The sequence below is a fragment of the Aquabacterium sp. genome (assembly GCF_004297345.1).
Lineage (GTDB): Bacteria > Pseudomonadota > Gammaproteobacteria > Burkholderiales > Burkholderiaceae_C > Aquabacterium.
In genome coordinates this window covers 1-3,314 of the sequence record NZ_SCTN01000118.1, presented here as the reverse complement: position 1 = coordinate 3,314, position 3,314 = coordinate 1, and the positions used below count along the sequence as shown (strand labels likewise).

Genomic DNA, 3,314 nt, shown 5'->3' with positions numbered 1-3,314 from the left:
TTGCCCAGCAGAAGGATCACCCCCTGCGGGCCTGGGCCGCGCTGGCCAGCTTGCGCGCCATGGTGCGGCCGGCCTCTCTGAGCCTGGAGTGGCAGGACACGGCACGCAAGATCTACAACGCCATGCCGAGCGCTGCGTCCGAGCAAGCGCGCACGACGGCCCTGACCAACGCGGCCAGGAGCTACACGGAGGGCATTCTGGCCATGCTCAAGAGCCTGGACGGCAAGGCCGATCTCATCTTGAAGAACCCGGACTTGGCCGAGGCGCACAGCGGCGTGCGGGGCCTGCTGCGGTATGCACTCAGGGAGCTGGATCCCAACCGGGCTTACATCGTCCTGACCAATTTGCTGGCCGATCTGCGCCGCAACCCCTATGCCGACGAGAACCTGACCAACTGGGGGCTGCTGGGAGACCGGCAACTGGACCGCCCGCCCGCCAAGGCCGTAGACGTGAGTCTCTTGCGCGAACGCTGGATCTTTTTCGACTGGATCCGCACCATCCAGGGCTGCACGGACAACCCGCAGTCACCCAACTACCTGGGCCATTGCGAGCAGGAGCACGAGCACGCGTTGAGCACCTGGAAGAAGACGAACGATCGCACCTGGCTGGTGGCCACCGTGATGACGGCGCCGCGCGTCACCCCGGCCAATGAAGAGGCCATTGCCGCCGCATTGGGTTCAGCGCCCGGCGAGACGGGCTACCTGACCCTGCAGTACCACGCCATCCGCGCCATGCGGGCGGCGGGCCGTGTGGAGGAGGCCAGATCCTTCTACGACAACATTCCTGTTACCGAGATGGTGCGCCAGCACAGCAGCCTCAACCTGTTTCGACAACAGCGCGTGCTGATGAGCCGTTCCATCAAGGAGATGCTGCCCTACCTCAAACGCCGCAATCGCTATAACGGCGTTGAAACCATGGGCCCGGAGGGCGATGAACTGTTCAACCGCCGCCTGCCCGTGGCCGACATGGTCAAGCTCTCGCAAGACAACAGCCTGGATCAGGATGCGCGCACCCAGCTGGCCGTGGCCGCCTGGTTGCGTGCCGATCTGCTGGAGAACTTCGACGTGGCTAACGACGCAGCCCGGCAGGTGGAGAAGCTGGTGCCGGCACTCAAGAACCGCACCGATCCCTATCTGGCTGCACGTGCGCCGCTGGACAAGCACTTCGGTACCTACATGGCCTTGATGTCGTCCATCGTGTCCACGCAGGCTTATCGCTATCCCACCGCCATGCTGGGCACCCAGCCGCGCGGCCGGGAAAACCTGTTGATGTCCTGGTGTGCTTATCGCAGCGAGCTGATCAGCAAGACGCAGGCCATACAGCGCATGCAGCCCTTGCCGGTTTTGCCTTATGACCAGCGTCGTGCCGACGACGAGTTGAGCAAGCTCGATGAGGTGGGATCTGCACGCGAGTGGTTCTTTACACAGAGTTTCGTGCACATCAAGCGCGGTATGGTCCCGCCGGTGCCCAAATTGGTCAATATCATTCGCAACTACACCGAACACGACGACGACTGCCCTTTGCGCGATCCCGAAGCCATCAAGCGTGAGCTTCAACAGATCCAGGTCAAATCGTCCTGATTCGCCCGAACTGCATTGCAACGTTGGAGCACCTATGAACCTCATCCGTAAGCCCTTGTTGACGCTGGCCGTGCTCGGCGGCCTGTCCCTGGTGCTGCCCGCCCAGGCTGACACCACCATCTCCGGCTCCATCTCCGACAGCATCAGCACGGCTGTGGGCAGCGTGTCCACCTCGATCAAGAAGTCCAGCCAGAGCTCGACCAAGGACGACAAGACCGCTGCCGGCGACTACAGGGTGGTGGAGATGGCCGCCCTGGATGACCAGCCCGGCATGACCCGCCTCAAGCTGCAGGCCACAGCTGATCAAGGTGCCCATGACGAGTTCTACCTGCTGCTGCCTCAAAAGGCCGTGGACAAGGGCCAGGTGCGTGAAGGCAGCATCGTGACGGCGCAAACACGGCCCTTCGGGGTGGCCTTTGCCGCAGGCGAGCCTCGCCAACCCTTTTTCCTGGTGATGGAAGACCAGTGGTACCGCGAGCTGGCCAGCCGCCCTGTTGTTCTGTGATGGTGTGCTGATGGCGGCACTGTGTTGAGCGACCGTGTTGAGGCGTAGCGTGCATCGCCTGGCCGCGACTGCCTTGGCTGCGGCTGCCGGTCTGGCCTTGACATGTGAAGCGCGTGCTGGCGACTTCCACCTCTGTGACAGGCAGGCCAGGCTCAGCGCGGCTCAGCAAGACACGCTCTACCGCTTTGCCGACATCATCAAGCGCTCGCTTGATCAATCCGGACACAGCGTGGCGCTGGTGGCGCGATCAGGGCTGGACCTGGGGCGCTTTGGCATCCGCTATTCGCATGCCGGTATTGCCCTGGCGCGCAGCGAGAACGCGCCCTGGTCGGTGAGGCAGCTCTACTACGCTTGCGACGAAGGCAAGCCCCGTGTGTATGACCAGGGCATCTCCGGTTTTTTGCTGGGCACGGACAACCCTGCCATCGGCTACTTGTCCGTCGTGCTCCTGCCCGACGAGCAGGCGAGGCCGCTGGAGCAGGCGGCGCTGGACAAGCGCCAGGCCTTGCGGGTGCTGGGCAGCCAGTACAGCGCCAATGCCTATGCTTTTGATGTGCGCTACCAGAACTGCAACCAGTGGGTGATGGAGTTGCTGGCGGCTGCCTGGGGCGGCGTGTCAGGTGCCGATGGGCTGGACGAACGCCGTGCCGCCCAGGACTGGTTGCAGGCTCAGGCTTATGAACCCAGTGTGGTGGATGTCGGCAGCGCCTGGTTGATGTGGGCCGTGCCTTTCGTGCCATTCGTGCATACAGACGATCACCCGGTGCATGATCTGGCGCAAAAGCAGTTCCGCATCAGCATGCCGGCGGCCATCGAAGCCTTTGTACAGCGAGAGATTCCTCAGGCGCAGCGCATTGAGTTCTGTCATGTCGAACAGCGCGTGGTCGTTCACCGAGGATGGTCCCAGATCCCTGAAGGATGCCTGCCGTCAGCAGGGGATACCGTCATCGATCTGGACTAAGTGGTTCGATATTTGGTATAAATCGTATAAATCATTTATACCGGAGATTGAACATGGCCACGACCCCTGCCAAGAAAGCCGCCACCAAAACGGCTGCACCCCCAAAAACCGCCGCCACGGTAGCCAGCAAGAAGGCCCCTGCTGCCAAGAAGGTGGCGGTGGTGCGCAAGCCAGCCGAGAAGCCCGCGCCCAAGCTGGAAGCCAAACCCGTCGTGAAGGCGGCACCGGCCAAAGTGGCCAAGCCCGTGAAGCTCAAGGTCAAGCTGGT

General features: G+C 62.6%; 3 protein-coding genes and 1 pseudogene. All 4 read left to right on the top strand.

Annotated features, from left to right (window positions below; genetic code table 11):
- The coding region (locus tag EPO09_RS03525; protein ID WP_290640198.1) for a hypothetical protein at positions 1-1,580 on the top strand (1,580 nt) is incomplete at its 5' end.
- 34 nt (positions 1,581-1,614) lie between these two features.
- Entirely contained in the window at positions 1,615-2,085 is a 471-nt protein-coding gene (locus tag EPO09_RS03520; RefSeq protein ID WP_290640196.1) for a hypothetical protein, read from the top strand.
- A 34-nt stretch (positions 2,086-2,119) separates the two neighbouring features.
- Positions 2,120-3,046, top strand: coding sequence for a DUF2145 domain-containing protein (locus tag EPO09_RS03515; RefSeq protein ID WP_290640194.1), 927 nt, complete (start codon positions 2,120-2,122; stop codon positions 3,044-3,046).
- Positions 3,047-3,099: 53 nt separating this feature from the next.
- A pseudogene (locus EPO09_RS03510) lies at positions 3,100-3,314 on the top strand (histone); the annotation flags it as partial.

Bases quoted from the DNA above. Each gene is read 5' to 3' on its own strand.
- EPO09_RS03520 (WP_290640196.1), top strand. From the start codon at position 1,615: ATGAACCTCATCCGTAAGCCCTTGTTGACGCTGGCCGTGCTCGGCGGC.